The following is a 17,351-nucleotide window of genomic DNA, read 5'->3' as shown; positions in this document are numbered from 1 at the left end:
GCGGCGGATCCGAATCGGCCCCGGCGGCCACCCGGCCCAACGGGCCCAACGGGCCGCCCGAGCACCCTTCAGGGCCCGAGGAGGCTTACGCCCCGTCCTCCTCGTCCAGCGGACGCTTGCGCAGCAGCAGGACCACCAGACCGCCCAGGACCACCAGGCCCACCGCCAGGGAGGCGATGACCGGGGTGGCCGCCGAGCTGCCGCTGGTCGCCAGCCGCTCCTCGTCCGGGGAGGTCGTCGGGACGGCCGTCGACGGCGCGCCCAGCGCCACCGCGTCCGAGCCGGCGGCGGTGCCGGCCTCGGCCACCGGGGCCGGCGGCCACAGCGCCGTGGCCGTGGCGGCGGCCACGGACTCGCTGGAGCCCGCCACGATCTGCGCCTGCGCGGGCACCTCGCCGCTGAAGACCCGCCCGACCGGCACCTTGGTCGCGCCGTGGACGGTGACCGAGGCCGTGCCGTCGGGGGTGCCCGCGGGCACCTCGAAGTACAGCCGGCTCCCGTTGACGGCGGTGTCCACGGGCGCCCCCTCGGCGTCCACCACCCGCACCCCCATCGCGACGGCCGCCGCGTCCGGGACGACCGACACGCTCCGCGCCCCGGTCCGTACGGTCACCGGGCCGAGCCGGGTGCCGACCGGCCCCGACACGTCGCCGGGGTCCAGCCCCAGCGAGGCCGGCGGCTCCGGCAACTGCCCGGCCGCCCGCTGGAGGTAGTCGGCCAGCTTCTCCGCCGCCGGATCGGCGGCCTCGACCTGCACCCCGTCCGCCAGCCGCCAGATCGCCACCTGGGTGCCGGCCGCCGCGCTCTCCGCGGTGAGCGCCCCGGCACCGGCGGCCTCGGCGAGCCCGGCCAGATCGTTCAGCTGCGGGTAGGAATGCTCCAGGACCCAGCGGATCCGGCCCGCCTCCCGGTTGCCGGCGAGCGGGCTGCCGGCCCAGCCGCTCTCGGTGTAACGGGACTGCGGCTGGGCGTTGCCCGCCACGCCGACCCCGTACGTCTGGAGCATCCCGCCGCCGTCGACCCGCATCTCATAGAGCCCGGCCGGGATCTGCCGGACCGATCCGTCCCCGGAGCGCAGGACCGCCTGCCCGAACGTCTTGAGTCCGTCCAGCACGGCGCTCGCGCCCTCCGGTGCCCGGGGCGCCACCGGGTCGGAGTCGGCGGCGGCCCGGGCGGCGGGTGCGGCGGCGAGGGCCGCGGCCAGCAGGGCCACCGCCAGCGGCCGGCGCGCGGAGCCCCGTACCACGGCGGGAGGTTCGAGAGGAGCGGGCACGGCTGCGGAGCGAGGCGCGGAGCCGGCATCGGCGCGAGGCGCGGCGCCGGCGGCGGGTTCAGGAGCGGAGGATGCGGGAACGGCAATCGACACAGTCTTCCCCTTCGGGCCAAAGACCCAGGTGCCCGTGAGTACCGGGGAATCCTAACCGCCTCGAACACTCAGACCACCGCCGCCTTCTGAGTGGCCATCAGTGGGGTGTCCGTTCGCACCACGCGCCGAAAGGCCGCCGTGCCGCGGTTCAGGTCGTGCCCGATGGCGGTCGCGTCGATCTCCGCGGACACCCACCGCTTGCCGTCTGTGTCGGGCGGGTCCTCCCGCACGCGCAGCCGCCCGTGCACCACCAGCGGTTCGCCGACCGATACGGAACCGGCGAGATTGACGGCGAGCACCCGCCGCGCCCACACCGTGTAGAAGCTGGTGGCCCCGTCCGCCCACGCCTCCTTGCGCCGGTCGAAGTACCTCGGCGTCACCGCGAAGCGGAAGCGCGCCGACGGACCGTTCACCGTCTCCTTGTAGTCGACCTGCGTGGCCACGCAGCCCACCAGCGTCACCTGGGTGTCGTTCATCCCTGCCGCCCTCCCCCGTCGTCCGTGCCCGTGCGGTCCATCCGTACGAGCTACGAGCCATGCTGGGGCAGGCCGCGGATCCCCGCTCCGGCCTGTGGATTACTGGCGGGTTGTGGACAACCTGCTCCCCCCTGCGGCAACCGTGGCGTACTGCTCGCGCACCTCGCGGTAGCGCAGCAGCTCCGCCGCCACCGGTTCCAGCACCCGGGCCCGCCCGCATCCGGCCGCCGCCTGCCGCAGCCTGCGCTCCGCGTCCTGCCCGTACCGGCGCGCCGGGCCCCGGGCGGCGATCGAGCAGGCCCATTCCACGAGGGGCCCGCCGATGATGCCCGCCACCATCAGCAGCACCGGCGGCAGCAGCTTCGGCTCCAGGACCCCGACGATCTGCCCGACCAGCCAGAGCCCGCCGTAGATCTGCACGAGCGTCATGGCCGCCTGGCCCAGCACGGCGGCCGGCCACCACGTGGGCCGCGGCGGTTTGGCGGTGGGCACCGCGACCGCCGCACCGAGCGTCACCGCGATCTCGTCGAGCGCCTCCGGGAGCCTTTCGGCGCCGCGCACCGCGGTCTCCCGGACCGCCTGCGCCCACGGTTCGGGCAGGCCCGCCACCGCCTCGTCGGCGACCACCCGTACGGCCTGTTCCACCCGCTGACGCGCGGTCACCTCCTGCTCGACCGGGGCCGGCGCGACCGTCTGGCCGCGGCTGCCGATCGCCGCCAGCGCGGCCAGACCCGCCAGGGAGCGCGGGGCGCGCCGGCTCTCGTACCACCGCCACAGCCGCAGCCACGGCGTCCCGCAGGCCTTGCCCGCGTTGCGCCGCCAGGCGCGCTCGGCGGCGAGTCCGGCCGCGTACGCCCCGACCGCCTCGGCGAGGCGGTCCTCGAACTCGGCGCGCGCCGCCTCGCCGATCTCCGGCCCGGAGTGCCCGTCGGCGACGTAGAGCGGCCGCAGGCGCACGGCCGCGCGGTCGACGTCGGCGGAGATCCGCCGGGTGGCGGCGCCCCTCTCCTGGGTGAACTGTCCGAGGAGTTCGCGCAGTTCCCCGACGCCTTCCCCGGTCAGCGCGGAGAGCCCGAGGACCGTGGCGCCGGGCTCGCCGTGTTCGCCGAGCGCGATGCCGTCGTCGTCGAGGAGCCGGCGCAGGTCGTCGAGGACGAGGTCGGCGGCCTCGCCGGGCAGCCGGTCCACCTGGTTCAGCACGACGAAGGTCACCTCCGCGTGCCCGGCCAGCGGGCGCAGGTACCGCTCGTGCAGGACGGCGTCCGCGTATTTCTCCGGGTCCACCACCCACACCACGGCGTCGACCAGCGCCAGGACGCGGTCCACGTGGTCCCGGTGCGCGCCGACCGCCGAGTCCAGGTCGGGCAGGTCGACGAGGACCATCCCGCGCAGGGCCTCCGCCTCCGAGGTCTCGCGGGGGCGGCGGCGCAGCCGTCCCGGGATCTCCAGGCGGTCCAGCAGTCCGGCGGCCCCGTCCGACCAGCTGCACGCGATGGGCGCCGCGGTGGTCGGGCGGCGCAGCCCGGTCTCGGAGATCTGCACCCCCGCGAGTGAATTGAAGAGTGTGGACTTGCCGCTTCCGGTGGCTCCGGCGATGGCGACGACCGTGTGCTGCGGGGAGAGTCCGCGGCGCGCAGCCGCCTCGTCGAGGACCCGCCCGGCCTCGGCGAGGGTCTTTCCGTCGAGCCTGGTCCGGGACAGCCCGACGAGCTGGCGCAGCGCGTCGAGGCGCAGGCGCAGGGCCTGCGCCTCGGGGCTGAGCGGGGGCGCGGGCGACTTGCCGCCGTCGCTGCCGGCGCCGGAGACGGCCCGTACGAGCGCGTCGTCGCCGATGTCGTCCTCTTCGGACCCGCCGGTCCCGTCGGCTCCGTCCTCCTCGATCCCGCGGGCGGCCCGGGGGCGCGAGCGCGCGATGAGTCCGTCGTCCCAGCGGTCGTCGGTGCGGTCGGTCAGGGCGGTCACCGCGTCACCTCTCCTTCTGCAGTACGGACAGCGCGGCGATCAGCTCGGCCTGTGGTTCCGGGCTCACTTCGAGCGCTTCGAGCGGGGCGAGCCGGCGGTCGCGCTCGGCCCGCAGCACCTGGTCGAGGTGGTCGCCGACGAGTTCGCCGCCCCGGTCGCGCAACCGCAGGGCGGCCTGGGCGCCGATGCGTTCGGCGAGCTTCTCCCCAGCGGGCCGGGCCCGTTTGCCGCCGAGCAGGGCGGCGACCAGCAGGGCCGCGACGCCGTCGGGGTCGGGTGCGGGCTGCTTGTCGAGCTTGGCGACCTCTTCTTCGGCGAGTTCCTCCAGTACGCGCCGCCAGCGCCGGACGGCCATGCCGATGCGTTCGCCCGCTTCCCTGTCGGGCGCGGGCAGGGCCACCGCTCCAGCGGCGGGCTCGCGCCGCCAGGCCTCGGCGATCCGCTCGTCGGCGGCGGCGACGGCACACTGGAGCAGTGCCGCGAGGGACTCGGCGAGGGAGTCGAGCAGTTCGTCGGGGGTCGTGTCGAGCGGGTAGCCGCGCCACCGGGTCAGCGCGTCCCCGGCCAGTACGGCGCCGTGGTCGAGGCGGCCCCGGACCCGCTTGCCCTCGCGCCGGTACGCGTCCTCGACGGCCGAGGTCAGCCGTACGGCGGCGGCGTGCTGGGCGGCGACGGCGGAGGCGAGTTCCGGCATCCGCCGGCCGAGGGAGTCCAACGCGCCGAGCGCGGTCCGCCCGACGGCGTACTGCCGGGCGGCCGGGTCCTGGGCGTGGTGGGCGAGCCAGGCGTACAGCGGGGCGACGGCGCTGGCCGGCAGCAGCCCGCCCCCGCCGGCCGATTCGGGCAGTTCCGGCACGGTGAAGCGCGGTACGTCGCCCAGCCCGGCCTTGGTGAGCAGGGCCCCGTACTGCCGTGAGACCTCGGCGAGCACCTGGTGCGGGACCCGGTCGAGGACGGTGATGAGGGTGGCCTTGTACTGCTTGGCGGTGCGCAGCAGGTGCCAGGGGACGGCGTCGGCGTACCGCGAGGCGGTGGTGACCATCACCCAGACGTCGGCGGCGCAGATGAGTTCGGCGGCGAGCGTCCGGTTCTCGACCACGAGGGAGTCGATGTCGGGGGCGTCGAGGAGGGCCAGCCCCCGGGGCAGGGTGGAGACGGTCTCGATGCGCATCTCGCGGGTGGCGTGGGTGTGGCCGTAGCCGCGGTCGCGGGGCCGGGCCCGCGACTTGGCCGGGGGCTCCTCCTCTTCGTGGGGCACCCAGACGCGCATCAGGTCGGGCAGCACGCGCATTCCGGCGAACCAGTGATGGTCGTCCGGGTGGCAGACGAGCACCGGCGTGCGCGTGGTCGGGCGCAGTACCCCGGCTTCGCTGACCTGCCGTCCGACGAGGGAGTTGACGAGGGTGGACTTACCGGCCCCGGTGGACCCGCCGACGACGGCGAGCATCGGCGCCTCGGGCGCCTTCAGTCGGGGTACGAGGTAGTCGTCGAGCTGCGCGAGCAGCTCGGCTCTGGTCTGGCGGGCGCGCGGGGCGCCGGGCAGGGGCAGCGGCAGACGCACGGACGCGACCCGGTCGCGCAGGGCGGACAGGGCATCGAGCAGCTGAGGCCGAACATCCAAGGTCACCACATGCGAAGAATGCCCAATTTAGGACCATTTTTGAAGCTTATACGTCCTCTGCGCGCCGACCGCGACTCCAGTGGGACATTCTGGGCACGACGGACGAGTGGGGCGCAGGCATAACGAGTGCACAACACCAAGGGCGCCGCGGCGCAAAAGCGATGCGAGAATCGCACCTGCCTGCGATTATCGGGACCGCTTCACGGAACCTCCACATCGTGGCCCGCGAGTGAAGCAACCGGGACAAGGCGGCCGGAGCCCTATCCTTGACCCGGCACGGACCGCAGTCCCACCCCCACCAGGGGCTCCAGGCCCACCACGGCCACCTTCCGGCCCCCGTAGCTCAGTGGATAGAGCAGGTGCCTTCTAAGCACTTGGCCGCAGGTTCGAGTCCTGCCGGGGGCACTCTTTCCGCACCACCCGAGCCCTCCCTTCGCGGAGGGCTTTCGTGCAGGTCAGGGCGGTTCTCCGGGGCCGGCTGGGTCGCCGGGCGGACCGGGCGCTCCTACGGGGACGAGGACGCCCCCGGTGGCTCGGCGACGTCTGGTGACCAGGACGAAGGTGACCGGCCATGGCCAGGAATCACCCGTTCCGGGGGGTGGTATCGCCGGGCCGCCGCACCCGCCCAACTCCCCGCGGAGAAGGCCTCCCTCGTCGGGAACGCGGCACCTCCGGCGGCACCCCCGACCACCCCTGGCCCGCGCCGGTGCCCACCGGGGCGGAGTAGCGTGGTTTTCGTGGCGTGGTTGTCGTGACGTGGTTGTCGTCTCCCCTCGTTTGGGGGTGAACCCCGTGCTGTTCCTCCATCGCACGGATGCGGGTGAGCGTCTCGCCGAGGCGCTCCGTCACCTGCGGGGGGAGGATCCCGTCGTCCTGGGCCTGCCCCGCGGCGGCGTGCCGGTGGCCTTCCAGGTGGCGCGGGCGCTCGGCGCCCCGCTCGACGTGATCGTGGTCCGCAAGCTGGGCGTCCCGTACCACCGCGAGCTGGGCTTCGGGGCCATCGGCGAGGGCGGCGTACGGGTCATCAGCGAGGACATCGTCCGCAGCAGCCGGCTCCGGCCGCAGGACCTCGCCGCGGTCGAGCACGCCGAGGAGGCGGAGCTGGCCCGGCAGGCGCGGAGGTTCCGCGGCGAGCGGCCGCGGGTGGCCCTCGCGGGCCGCACCGTGATTGTGGTGGACGACGGGATCGCCACCGGGGCCACGGCCGTGGCCGCCTGCGAGGTCGTACGGGCGCAGGGCGCGGCGCGGGTGGTGCTGGCCGTGCCCGTGGCGCCGCCGGACGCGGTCGCCCGGCTGAGCACCAGCGCCGACGAAGTGCTGTGCCTGTCCGCGCCGCCCGCCTTTCGCGCCGTCGGCGAGTGGTACGAGGACTTCTCCCAGACCCCCGACGAGGAGGTCGTCGCCCTGCTGGCGCGGGCGGCGGCCGCTCCCGGACCCGGACCCGGACCCGCTCCCGGACCCGCTCCCGGACCCGGCGCGGACGTCCGGGCCACCGCGGTCGAGGTGGACGCCGGCGGCCTCGCCCTGGCCGGGGACCTCGCCCTGCCGGAGGGCGCCGGGGCGGTCGTGGTGTTCGCCCACGGCTCGGGCAGCAGCCGCCGCAGCCCGCGCAACCGCGCGGTGGCGGCGGACCTGAACCGGGCGGGGCTCGGCACCCTGCTCTTCGACCTGCTCACGCCCGCCGAGGAGGCCGACCGGGCCAACGTCTTCGCCATCGAGCCCCTGGCTGGCCGGCTCGCGGAGGCCACCCGCTGGCTGCGGCGCCGTGTGCCCCTGCCGATCGGCTACTTCGGGGCGAGCACCGGGGCCGCGGCGGCGCTGTGGGCGGCCGCGCAGGCCGCGGAGGCCCCGGACGGCGACGCAGACGCCGGGATCGGCGCCGTGGTCTCCCGAGGCGGCCGGCCCGACCTCGCCGGCCCGCGGCTGGCCGCCGTACGGGCGCCCACGCTCCTCGTCGTCGGGAGCCGGGACACGACGGTGCTCGACCTCAACCGCGGGGCCCAGCGCGCATTGCGCTGCGAGAACCGGCTGGAGATCGTCCCCGGAGCCACCCACCTCTTCGAGGAGCCGGGCGCCCTGGACGAGGTGGCCGCCCTGGCCCGGGACTGGTTCGTCCGGCACCTGGTCCGGTAGCCCCGCCGGCCGGGGGCCCCGTCAGCCGAAGCGGCCCTCGGCGTAGTCCGCCGTGCGGGGGTCGGAGGGGGTGGAGAACATGGCCGGAGTGGGGCCGTGTTCGACGATCTGGCCGGGGGTGCCCTGCTCCGCCGGGAAGAAGGCGCACTGGCCGGAAACGCGGGCCGCCTGCTGCGTGTTGTGGGTGACGATCACGACGGTGACCTCGTCGGCCAGGTCGCGGATGGTCTCCTCGATGCGGCGGCTCGACGAGAAGAGGAGGCGCACGCGGCGCCCGGGCGACCGCGCGCCCCGGCCTGCGGGTCGCGCGGCCCTTGTGATCCCTGGGGAACCACGGAGATCGCTACGAGATTCCGAGGAGCCTGACCGCCTGGTAGTACGTCCACGCGGTGCCCTCGCAGGAGCTCTTGCGGCCGCCCGAGTACTGGGCGCACACCCGCTTCATGTCCGCGTGGAACGCCTGGTCCACCCGGGCCTTGGCGGCCGGAAACAGCCCTGCCGCCCGGTGGTTGCGGTAGCCGAAGTCGTGACGGGCGCAGGCCGCGGCGAAGGGGAAGCCGAAGGGGTTGTCCGGCGAGGAAGTGCACTGGTCGGTCGACCAGTCGAAGCCGTACGCCGCCCACGCGTCCCGGTGCTCGCGCGCGTCGGCCCACGCGTGGTAACTGGCGGCGCTGGGCTGCGTCCAGCGGCTCAGCACCAGCGGTTTGTCGGCCGGGACCTCCGGCGCGGCCCAGGCGGCCGGCGCGAGGGCGAGCACCGCGGTGGCGGCGGCGGTGGCGAGAGCGGGGACGAGGCGGCGACGGCGCATGGAAGGTCCTCGGGGCCGGGGCGGACGGATCACCTCCGGCCAACTCCCGCGGACGCCGCCCGGTTACTGCGCGCCCGCCCGGCCCGACCCGGCGCCCCTCCCAGGTATGAGACCGGATAAGACTTCCGGCCCACGCGCGGTTCGTCCTGCGGAGGGACGCGCGAGGAGCGCCTCCCGGCAGAGACTGGACGGTATGAAACGCCGCCCGCTCGTCGTCGCCGCCGCCACGGTGGGAGTCCTCGCCACCGCGGCCTTCGCCCTGCCCAACCTGCCGCCCAACCCCGTCACCGACACGATCGACCAGCGGGTGTACAAGGAGAAGGGCCGGCGTTTCGCGACCGCCGCCGACGCGCCGCCGCGCACGAAGTCCGGGTTCGCGCTGCCGTCCTGGATACCCAGGGACGCCACCGACGTCCGCATACGCATGCGCACCAACGGCGAGGCCCGGATGATCCGGTTCACCCTCGGCGCGACGCCGCTCGACGGCCCGCAGTGCAGCGCGGGCTCGCCGAAGCAGCTGAACGCGCCGGATTTGCACGCCAAGTGGTGGCCGGGCAGCCTCCGGGCCGAGGTGCGCTCCGAGTGCCGGGACGCCCACCAGTACCAGGTCGCGGTGCGTGGCAAGCGCGTCTACGCCTGGACCGACGGCACCCCGTCCCCGGCCGGCGGGAAGTAGGCCGCCTCGGCGGACTTCACGGGTCCGGAAGGAGCCCGGCCGCCCGGCCGCCTATCCGTGGGCCAGCGCGGTCGCGGTGGCGCGGGCGAAGCCGTCGGGGTTGTCCAGCATGATGTTGTGCCCGCAGTCGGGGACCGGCACCACCGCCACACCCGCCGCCTCCAGGGCCTCGGCGCCTGGGAGCGGGCCGTCCGCCTCGGGCAGCAGGTAGCTGCGCGGGATCCTCAGCTCCAGCAGCAGCTCGCGCATGGTCGGCGTGGTGCCGGCGACGAGGTGGACGGCCGTGCGGTGGAGGGCCGTCCGGTCCGCGAGCCGCATCGTGGACCACCAGTGCGCGCCGACCCGGTCACGCACCTCGGCCCAGCCGCCGGCCAGGAACTCCTCCTCGGTGTAGGCGGCGATCCCGCTGCTGCCGGCCGTACCCGGGACGCGCGGCAGGGGATCGAGGTTGGCGTCGACGAGCACCAGCCGGGACACCAGGTGGGGATGGCGGTCGGCGAGCACGATGGCCACGGATCCGCCCATGCTGTGCGCGATCAGCTCGGCGCCTTCCACCCCGGCTTCGACGAGGGCGGCCGCGAGCGTGTCGGCATGCGCTTCGAGGGTGTACTCGAAGCCCTCGGGCCTGTCGCTGTGCCCGTGGCCCAGCAGATCGACCAGCAGGGAGCGCCGCCCCGCCAGCAGCGGATGCGTGGCGCTCGCCGCGAAGTAGGCCGGCGAGGTGGCCCCGAGCCCGTGCACGTACACCCGCGCCGGCTCCTCCCCCGGCAGCTCGACCCAGCGGATCCGGTCCTCTTCCGGAGTGACGACGGCACTTCTCACGAGACTCCCCCTCAGTTGTCCGACGGAAGGGCCACGCTAAGGGCTGTCCCTTTCCGGGAGCCGGGACCGGGACGGTCGCCGGGCGCGGCGCCGGCCGGTGCCGCAGCCGTCCGGTCGGGAGTTTCCGGCCGCCCGCCGCGCCGCGCCGGACTTGGACTCACCATCCGTCACGCGCGCATTATCGTGGCCGGCATGGACATCCGCCGGGCCCTCACCCCCGCCGAGCTCTCCGCCGCAGAATCCCTCCTCGACGGGCCGGCCCGCGAGGAGTGGTCCGAACGCTTCCTCGCCGCCCCGGGGCACGTGATGCTCATCGCCTACGTCGACGGCGTGCCCGCGGGAATGGTCTCCGGCATCGAGATGAGCCACCCCGACAAGGGCACCGAGATGTGCCTGTACGAGCTGTCCGTGGACGAGGGGTACCGCCGCCGCGGGATCGGCCGCGCCCTGACCCTGGCCCTCGCCGACGAGGCGAAGGCCCGCGGCTGTTACGGCATGTGGGTGGGCGTCGACACCGACAACGAGGCCGCCCTGGCCACCTACGACGCCGCCGGCGCCCGCGACGAGGGCGTCTTCGCGATGCGCGGCTGGCCCCTCACCCCGTAGCCCGCGCGGCGGCGTGTCGTGCGCCCACTCGGCGCACCCTCCGCGCGCCCGCGCCGCCGCTCGCCGAGCATCGGCCGCATGACCGCATTCGTCCCGCTCCTTCCCGCCGCCGTCGCGCTCCTCGCGGCGGCCACCACGGCCGCCGCCCTGCCAACGCACCCCGCCGCCTCCGCCTCCGCCGAATCCCCCGTCGCCCCCTACGTCGTCGTCCTCAAGGACACCAGCTCGCGCGCCCCGACCCGCGCCCTGGCCGCCGAGGCCGCGGACTCCGGCGACGAGGTCGGGCCGGTCTACGAGGCCGCCCTCAACGGCTTCGCCGTCCGCACCACCGCCGCCCGGGCCGCCGCCCTGGCCGCCGACCCCCGGGTGGCCTCCGTGGAGCCGGACGCGGAGTTCCACACCAGCGCCACCACCCCCGGCGCCACCACCACCGGCACCACCACCACCACCGCCACCGCCGACACCCCTGCCGCCCCCGGCGCGCAGCCGCAGTCCCAGGCGTCCGCGCCCTGGCCGCTGGACCGCATCGACCAGCGCGAGCTCCCGCTCGACGGCTCGTACACGTACTCCACCAGGGCCGAGGGCGTCACCGTCTACATCGTCGACACCGGGATCAACACCCTCCACCAGGAGTTCGGCGGCCGCGCCCGGTTCGGTTACAACGCGGTGTTCCTCGGGAGCTCCCGCGACTGCAACGGGCACGGCACGCACGTCGCGGCGACCGTGGGCGGGGAGACGTACGGGGTCGCGAAGGGGGTCTCGCTCGTCGGGGTGAAGGTGGCCGACTGCCGCGGCTCCGGGAGCCTGTCGGCCATCCTCAAGGGCCTCGACTGGGTGGTGAAGGACGCGGCGAAGGCCCCGCGTACCCCGGCGGTGGCCAACATGAGCATGGGCGGCACCCCCAGCCACGCCCTCGACGCGGCGGTGATCCGGGCCGTGGCCTCCGGGATCACCTTCACCGTGGCCGCGGGCAACGACGGCAAGGACGCCTGCGTGGGCTCCCCCGCCCGTGTCCCGCAGGCGATCACGGTCGGCGCGACCGACGCCGCGGACCGGCGCGCTCCGTTCTCCAGTCACGGCCCCTGCGTGGACCTCTCGGCCCCGGGCGTAGGCGTCACCTCGGCCTGGAAGGACTCCGCCACGGCCACCGCCCGCGCCTCCGGCACCTCGATGGCCGCCCCGCACGTGGCGGGGGTCGCCGCGCTCGTCCTGGCGCGCGGTACGGCGCGCACTCCCGCCCAGGTGTCCGAGGCGCTGCTGCGCGACGCCGTGCCCGACCGGATCACCGCGCTCCCGGCCGGCACCCCGAACCGGCTGCTCCACGTCCCCGCCGAGCCCTAGTCCCCCCGCTCAGCCGGCACACCCGGCACACCCGGCGCACCCGGCACTGCCGGCGCGCACCCCGACCAGTCGGTATCCGATGGGCCATCAGACCGTCCCTGATGGCCCATCAATTTCTGTGTGCTTCGGGCGAAAGCAAGTCATTGACTTCTCATCACCGCGACGCGTCAATATCGGCCACCGCACCGGCTCGGCCTCCCCCACACAGCGGGTGGGGGGAGGGGTTCGTCATGACGAAGGAGTCGCGACCCAGTGAGTACGAGAATGCTCAGACGAAGAGTGCTGGCCGGGGCGGGAGCCCTGTCTCTGGCCCTGACGGGCGGCGTGGTGGGCCTGGCGGGCTCCGCGCAGGCCGCGACGAAGACCACCGCCGTCTTCGAGAACTGCGATGCCCCGGCGCCGCAGCCGGACGGCTCGGGTAACCAGAACTGGACGGTCACCCTGCCCGACGGAGCCAAGGCCGGCGACGTCGTCCCGATCACGATCGACCCGGGCGCGAGCCCGCTGATCCCCGGGTTCTCCGTCACCACGGTGAACACCTCCAAGATCACTCTCAAGGTCGGGACGACCACCCAGGTGGTCACCAGCCCGCCCGAGACCGTCAGCGTCGTGGCCGGGCAGCCGCTCGACCCCAAGGCCTTCTCCGGAACGATCAAGATCCCGGACGGCACCGAGGGCACCACGGTCAACGTCGCGCTCGATCTCGCGGTGACCGACGCGGACCTCTCCGGTTCGGTCTTCACCACCACCTGTACCCCGGCGCCCCGCCCGAGCGCCCCGCTCGGCTCGGTCGCGGTCGAGGCCCTGCCCAAGGACCCGATCACGACGAAGCTGACGCCCAACAGCGGCCCGGCGGGCCAGGAGGTCGTCGTCAGCGGCGCCAACATGCCGCCCGGCGCCGTCACCTGCTCCGCCCTGCTCGCGGGCACGCCGACCGGTGACAACGGCACCGGCACCGCGGACGCCGCCGGCGTGGCCACCTGCACCCTCACGGTCACCAGGAAGGCCGACGCGATCAAGATCAACGGTGCGACCACCTCCAAGCCGTTCGTGTTCGTGGAGGAGCAGGCCGGCGTCAAGAACCCGGTCGACGTCGAGGTCCTCCCCGGCCCGCTGGCCCTCGGCCCGAAGGACGGCCAGCCGGCCGTCAGCTTCGGCTCGGTCACCATCAACGGCAAGGCCCAGTCGGTGGTCGGCGTCTTCAACGCCGCGACCGTCCAGGACTTCCGCGGCGGCTCGCTCGGCTGGGACGTGACGGCAACGCGTACGCCGTTCCTGAACCAGGCCACCGGCCACTCGATGGCGAAGGCGCAGATCGGCATCCAGCCGTCCTGCACCGTGACCAACCCGGACAGCCCGAGCACCTGCACCGCGGGCACGCCCGGCGCGATCTCGGACGTGCCCATGAAGGTGGCCTCCCAGGCCGCCGGCGGGGACGAGTTGACCGGCGGTGAGTTCGCCGTGGGCGGCGCCGGGATGATCCAGCTCCCGCCGTTCATGTTCGCCGACACCTACCAGACGGTCGTGACCTTCTCGATCGCCTGACCCGTACGGCCCGCTCCACCAGGGTGGTGCGGCGCTCCGGCGCCGTACCACCCCTTCCCCTTCCGGCGCCGACTGGAGACCGCCCATGCGCACCCGCAGCCGTACGCGTAGCCGCACCCGCACCCCTCTCCACGGTCTGCTCCACGGCCTGCTCCTCGGCCTGCTGCTCCTGGGTGCGGGCCTGCTCCCGGCCGGCGCGGCGAGCGCCGCGGACAACGGCACCTGGGGGGTCTTCCCCACGCCCGCGGCCGGTGCGGCGATGACCGACCGCGCGTACTTCTTCCACCAGGGCACGGCCGGGACCGTCCTCGGCGACAGCGTGACGATCCTCAACTCCTCCGACAAGGACCTGACGTTCCAGGTCTTCGCCACCGACGCGATGAACACCCCGGCGGGCGGCGCCTTCGCGCTGCTCCCGGTGGAGACCAGGCGCAAGGACGTCGGCGCGTGGATCGCGCTGCCGCCGGAGACCGCGGGCACCGTCACCGTGCCGGCCAAGGGCCGCAAGGACATCCCGTTCACCGTGAAGGTCCCGGCGGACGCGACGCCCGGTGACCACGTCGGCGGGATCGTCGCCCTGAACACCGCCGTGGAGGGCGTGCAGCAGGACGGCAAGGTCCAGGTCGGGGTGAAGCGCTCGGTGGGCGCCCGGCTGTACTTCCGGGTTCCCGGGCCCCTGACTCCGGGGCTGAGCGTGGAGGACGTGCGGATCAGCCGGTCGGCGCCGCTGCTGCCCTGGATCCGGAACGCCCGCGCCACGGTCTCGTACACGCTGGTCAACCGCGGCAACGTGGTCGTCGAGCCCAACGTGGCGGTCTCCGCCGAGGGCCTGTTCGGGCGCCGGGTGCTGGACCGGCCGGCCCGCGAGCTGAGGCTGACCCTGCTGCCGGGGCAGCGCGTCGAGCTGACCGAACCCTGGCCGGACGCCCCGCAGTCCGACTGGGTGACCGTCAGGATCACGGCGGGCGCGAGCGCCCACCCCGATCTGGTCTCGCGGTCCGAGAGCGACTTCATCGCCGTCCCCTGGGCGGCCGTGGGCCTGTTCCTGGTCGGGGCGGGCGCCGGGGTCACCCTGTGGGTGCTGCGCCGCCGGCGCCGTACGGAACACGAACAGGTCGAACCCGCCCCGGACTTGGCTCAGGCGCGCTGACCGGCGAAGGTGTCCCAGGGTGACGGTATTCGGCCATCACCCTGGGGGGAGGCACCTTCGATGGAACGACAGCACGGCGACGCGGCCAAGGGCACGGGTCTGCTGACCCGCATCGCGCGCGCGCTGGGCACGGGCACCGCCGTCTATCTCCCGGGCGACGGCTGGATCCGGCTCACCCTCCCGCTCGACGGCGGCGGCCCGGCCCCCGTCACGGTGGACGTGATCGCGGACACCGGACGGGCGCCGCGCGGGATCGCGTACCTGCTGCCCGGCGGCGGGCTGAACTTCGCGGCGGAGTTCTTCACCCCGGGCGGCCCGGACGGCCACAACCTCGCGCACGAACTGCGCGGCCGTGGCCTGCTCGTGGTCGGGGTCACCCCGCGCGAGGACGCGGCGGCCGCCGCCGACATCACCGCCGACTGGGGGCTCGCGGCGCACCGCCGGGACCTGGCCCGGGTGGTGGGCGCGCTGGACTCCGTACTGGGCCTGCCCTACCGGTACGCCGGGCACTCCGCCGGAGCCGCCCTCGCCTTGGACGCGGCCGCGTACGACACCTCGCCGCGGCTGCGCCGGGTGCTCGTCCTGGACACCACCGGCCCGTACACCGGAGACCTGGCGGTGCGCGCCGCCGATACGCGGGACGCGTACGCCACCCAGCTCGCGCAGGGCGTCCACATCGTCGATCCGGGACTCGCGGCCGTGATCGCCAAGGCGGTGGCCGATCCGGACGGCGTCTCCCCGGCGCCCTGGCCGCCGGACCCGACCCGGCGCTTCACGCACGCCGGGCTCGCCCACTTCGCGCTGATCCGCACGGCCGCCCTCCCGGGACCGGCGAACTGGATCTACGCCCAGGGGCACAGCGCCGGGACCTACACCTTCGGCGCCACCCCGGCCGAGGACCGGTACGCCCTGACCCACACCCCGCTGGCCACCTGGCACGCGGCGACCGCCGCCCTCGGGAGCGGGCTCCTGCCGACCGCGCTGATGCGGGACCTCGCCGCGGTCTGGGCGGGCGACGACGCCACGTACCGGATCGCCTGGGACCGGATCCGCGCCGAGGTGGCCTGGGTCAACACCGGACTGGGCCGCGGTGACCACCCCCGCGGCGCGGAGCTGATCCGCGCCGCCGGCAACGACCGCGTCGCCTTCACGGTGGTCCCGGGCTACGGCCACGGCGACGCGGTCTGGGGCGCGGGGGCGGCGAAGGACGTCTGGTCGCTGCTCTGAAACGCGGCTCACCCCCCGCGGTGAGGTGTGCGGGGGGCGAGCCGGGCCTACGGCGCCTGCGCGCGATCAGCGGTCAGCGTCGGCGGGCAGCGGTCAGGGTCGGCGGTCAGTGGTTGCGGGGGAAGCCCAGGTCCACGCCGGCCGGCGCGTCCGAGGGGTCCGGCCAGCGGGTCGTGACGACCTTGCCGCGGGTGTAGAAGTGGATGCCGTCGTTCCCGTAGATGTGGTGGTCGCCGAAGAGCGAGTCCTTCCAGCCACCGAAGGAGTGGTAGCCCACCGGCACCGGGATCGGGACGTTGACGCCGACCATGCCGGCCTCGATCTCCAGCTGGAAGCGGCGGGCGGCGCCGCCGTCGCGGGTGAAGATCGCGGTGCCGTTGCCGAACGGCGAGGCGTTGATGAGCGCCACGCCCTCCTCGTAGGTCTCCGTGCGCAGCACGCACAGCACCGGCCCGAAGATCTCGTCGCGGTAGGCGTCGGAGTCGGTCTTCACGTTGTCGAGCAGGGAGAGGCCGATCCAGTGGCCGTTCTCGTTGCCCTCGACCGTGTAGCCGGTGCCGTCGAGGACCACGTCGGCGCCCTGGGCGGCCGCGCCCTTGACGTACGAGGCGACCTTGTCGCGGTGGGCGGCCGTGATGAGCGGGCCCATCTCGGAGGTCGGGTCGTTGCCGGGGCCGATCTTGATCTTCTCGGCGCGCTCGCGGATCTTGTCGACGAGGGTGTCGGCGATGGAGCCGACGGCCACGACCGCGGAGATCGCCATGCAGCGCTCGCCGGCCGAGCCGTAGGCGGCGGAGACCGCCGCGTCGGCGGCCGCGTCCAGGTCGGCGTCCGGGAGCACCAGCATGTGGTTCTTGGCGCCGCCCAGGGCCTGCACGCGCTTGCCGTTGGCGGAGGCGGTGGTGTGGATGTGGCGGGCGATCGGGGTCGAGCCGACGAAGGAGACGGCCGCGATGTCGGGGTGGGCCAGCAGCGCGTCGACGGCCACCTTGTCGCCGTGGACCACGTTCAGCACGCCCGCCGGCAGACCGGCCTCGCTCGCCAGCTCGGCCAGCTTGTTGGAGGCCGACGGGTCCTTCTCGCTCGGCTTGAGGATGAAGGTGTTTCCGCAGGCCACGGCCAGCGGGAACATCCACATCGGCACCATCGCCGGGAAGTTGAAGGGGGTGATGCCGGCGACGACGCCGAGCGGCTGGCGGATGGCGGAGACGTCGACCCGGTTGGAGACCGAGGTGGACAGCTCACCCTTGAGCTGGGTGGTGATCCCGCAGGCGAGCTCGACAATCTCCAGGCCGCGCGCGACCTCGCCCAGCGCGTCGGAGTGGACCTTGCCGTGCTCGGCGGTGATCAGCTCGGCGATGGCGTCGCGGTTGGCGTCCAGCAGGGCGCGGTAGGCGAACAGCACCTTGGTGCGGGCGGCCAGCGAGGACTGGCCCCAGCTCAGGTAGGCCTCCTTGGCGACCTGTACCGCCGCGTCGACCTCCTCGGCCGAGGCGAGCGCGACCTGCGTGGTGACCTCGCCGGTGGCCGGGTCGGTGACCGGGCCGTAGTTGCCCGACGCGCCCTCGACGGTCTTGCCACCGATCCAGTGGTTGACGGTCTTCATTGCCTTGCTCCT

At 74.5% G+C, this 17,351-nt stretch carries 15 protein-coding genes and 1 tRNA gene; 8 read left to right on the top strand and 8 right to left on the bottom strand.

The window, feature by feature from the left end:
* Nucleotides 1–85: 85 nt before the first annotated feature.
* The 4 genes from IF88_RS0113620 to IF88_RS0113605 all read right to left on the bottom strand — a co-directional run bounded on the left by IF88_RS0113620 (nt 86) and on the right by IF88_RS0113605 (nt 5,425).
* Complete coding sequence (locus IF88_RS0113620; protein ID WP_234323518.1) at nt 86–1,246, bottom strand: thioester domain-containing protein; 1,161 nt, start codon at nt 1,244–1,246, stop codon at nt 86–88.
* A 188-nt stretch (nt 1,247–1,434) separates the two neighbouring features.
* Nucleotides 1,435–1,842: a single-stranded DNA-binding protein gene (locus IF88_RS0113615; protein WP_030710724.1), complete on the bottom strand. Its 408-nt coding sequence runs from the start codon at nt 1,840–1,842 to the stop codon at nt 1,435–1,437.
* 99 nt (nt 1,843–1,941) lie between these two features.
* A complete protein-coding gene (locus IF88_RS0113610) occupies nt 1,942–3,804 on the bottom strand; it encodes a GTPase (RefSeq protein WP_051836832.1) in 1,863 nt (620 codons plus the stop codon).
* Nucleotides 3,805–3,808: 4 nt separating this feature from the next.
* Nucleotides 3,809–5,425 carry a dynamin family protein gene (locus tag IF88_RS0113605; RefSeq protein ID WP_030710721.1) on the bottom strand — a complete coding sequence of 539 codons (1,617 nt, stop codon included), beginning with the start codon at nt 5,423–5,425 and terminating at the stop codon, nt 3,809–3,811.
* A gap of 332 nt (nt 5,426–5,757) precedes the next feature.
* Here IF88_RS0113605 and IF88_RS0113600 point away from each other — a divergent pair.
* A tRNA-Arg gene (locus IF88_RS0113600) sits at nt 5,758–5,830 on the top strand.
* A 387-nt stretch (nt 5,831–6,217) separates the two neighbouring features.
* Nucleotides 6,218–7,558, top strand: coding sequence for a phosphoribosyltransferase family protein (locus tag IF88_RS0113595; RefSeq protein WP_030710720.1), 1,341 nt, complete (start codon nt 6,218–6,220; stop codon nt 7,556–7,558).
* 21 nt (nt 7,559–7,579) lie between these two features.
* Here IF88_RS0113595 and IF88_RS0113590 read toward each other — a convergent pair whose 3' ends face one another.
* A complete protein-coding gene (locus IF88_RS0113590; protein WP_030710719.1) occupies nt 7,580–7,825 on the bottom strand; it encodes a hypothetical protein in 246 nt (81 codons plus the stop codon).
* Nucleotides 7,826–7,901: 76 nt separating this feature from the next.
* Nucleotides 7,902–8,366, bottom strand: a complete 465-nt coding sequence (locus IF88_RS0113585) for a phospholipase (RefSeq protein ID WP_030710714.1) — start codon at nt 8,364–8,366, stop codon at nt 7,902–7,904.
* 193 nt (nt 8,367–8,559) lie between these two features.
* Here IF88_RS0113585 and IF88_RS0113580 point away from each other — a divergent pair, with 193 nt between their 5' ends.
* A complete protein-coding gene (locus tag IF88_RS0113580; RefSeq protein ID WP_030710712.1) occupies nt 8,560–9,042 on the top strand; it encodes a hypothetical protein in 483 nt (160 codons plus the stop codon).
* Nucleotides 9,043–9,093: 51 nt separating this feature from the next.
* Here the strand turns inward: IF88_RS0113580 and IF88_RS0113575 are convergent, their stop codons facing one another.
* Nucleotides 9,094–9,864: an alpha/beta fold hydrolase gene (locus tag IF88_RS0113575; protein ID WP_030710711.1), complete on the bottom strand. Its 771-nt coding sequence runs from the start codon at nt 9,862–9,864 to the stop codon at nt 9,094–9,096.
* A gap of 192 nt (nt 9,865–10,056) precedes the next feature.
* On the opposite strand from IF88_RS0113575, the gene IF88_RS0113570 reads away from it, so the two are divergent.
* From IF88_RS0113570 to IF88_RS0113550, 5 genes are all read left to right on the top strand, one after another.
* A complete protein-coding gene (locus tag IF88_RS0113570) occupies nt 10,057–10,470 on the top strand; it encodes a GNAT family N-acetyltransferase (RefSeq protein WP_030710710.1) in 414 nt (137 codons plus the stop codon).
* A 78-nt stretch (nt 10,471–10,548) separates the two neighbouring features.
* The gene (locus tag IF88_RS0113565; protein WP_234323517.1) at nt 10,549–11,811 is read left to right on the top strand and encodes a S8 family peptidase; all 1,263 of its coding nucleotides are present in this window, start codon (nt 10,549–10,551) and stop codon (nt 11,809–11,811) included.
* A 252-nt stretch (nt 11,812–12,063) separates the two neighbouring features.
* Nucleotides 12,064–13,356, top strand: coding sequence for a hypothetical protein (locus IF88_RS0113560; protein ID WP_234323516.1), 1,293 nt, complete (start codon nt 12,064–12,066; stop codon nt 13,354–13,356).
* Between the two features lie 85 nt (nt 13,357–13,441).
* Entirely contained in the window at nt 13,442–14,506 is a 1,065-nt protein-coding gene (locus tag IF88_RS0113555) for a WxL protein peptidoglycan domain-containing protein (RefSeq protein ID WP_030710705.1), read from the top strand.
* Between the two features lie 60 nt (nt 14,507–14,566).
* Entirely contained in the window at nt 14,567–15,733 is a 1,167-nt protein-coding gene (locus IF88_RS0113550) for a hypothetical protein (RefSeq protein ID WP_030710703.1), read from the top strand.
* Nucleotides 15,734–15,839: 106 nt separating this feature from the next.
* Here IF88_RS0113550 and IF88_RS0113545 read toward each other — a convergent pair whose 3' ends face one another.
* Nucleotides 15,840–17,339: a CoA-acylating methylmalonate-semialdehyde dehydrogenase gene (locus tag IF88_RS0113545; protein WP_030710701.1), complete on the bottom strand. Its 1,500-nt coding sequence runs from the start codon at nt 17,337–17,339 to the stop codon at nt 15,840–15,842.
* Between the last annotated feature and the right edge of the window lie 12 nt (nt 17,340–17,351).

The sequence above is a fragment of the Streptomyces sp. NRRL F-2580 genome (assembly GCF_000720115.1).
In the GTDB taxonomy this organism is placed as follows: Bacteria; Actinomycetota; Actinomycetes; order Streptomycetales; family Streptomycetaceae; genus Streptomyces.
Note: the sequence above shows the minus strand (reverse complement) of the source record. Positions and strands in the feature narration are given on the sequence as shown.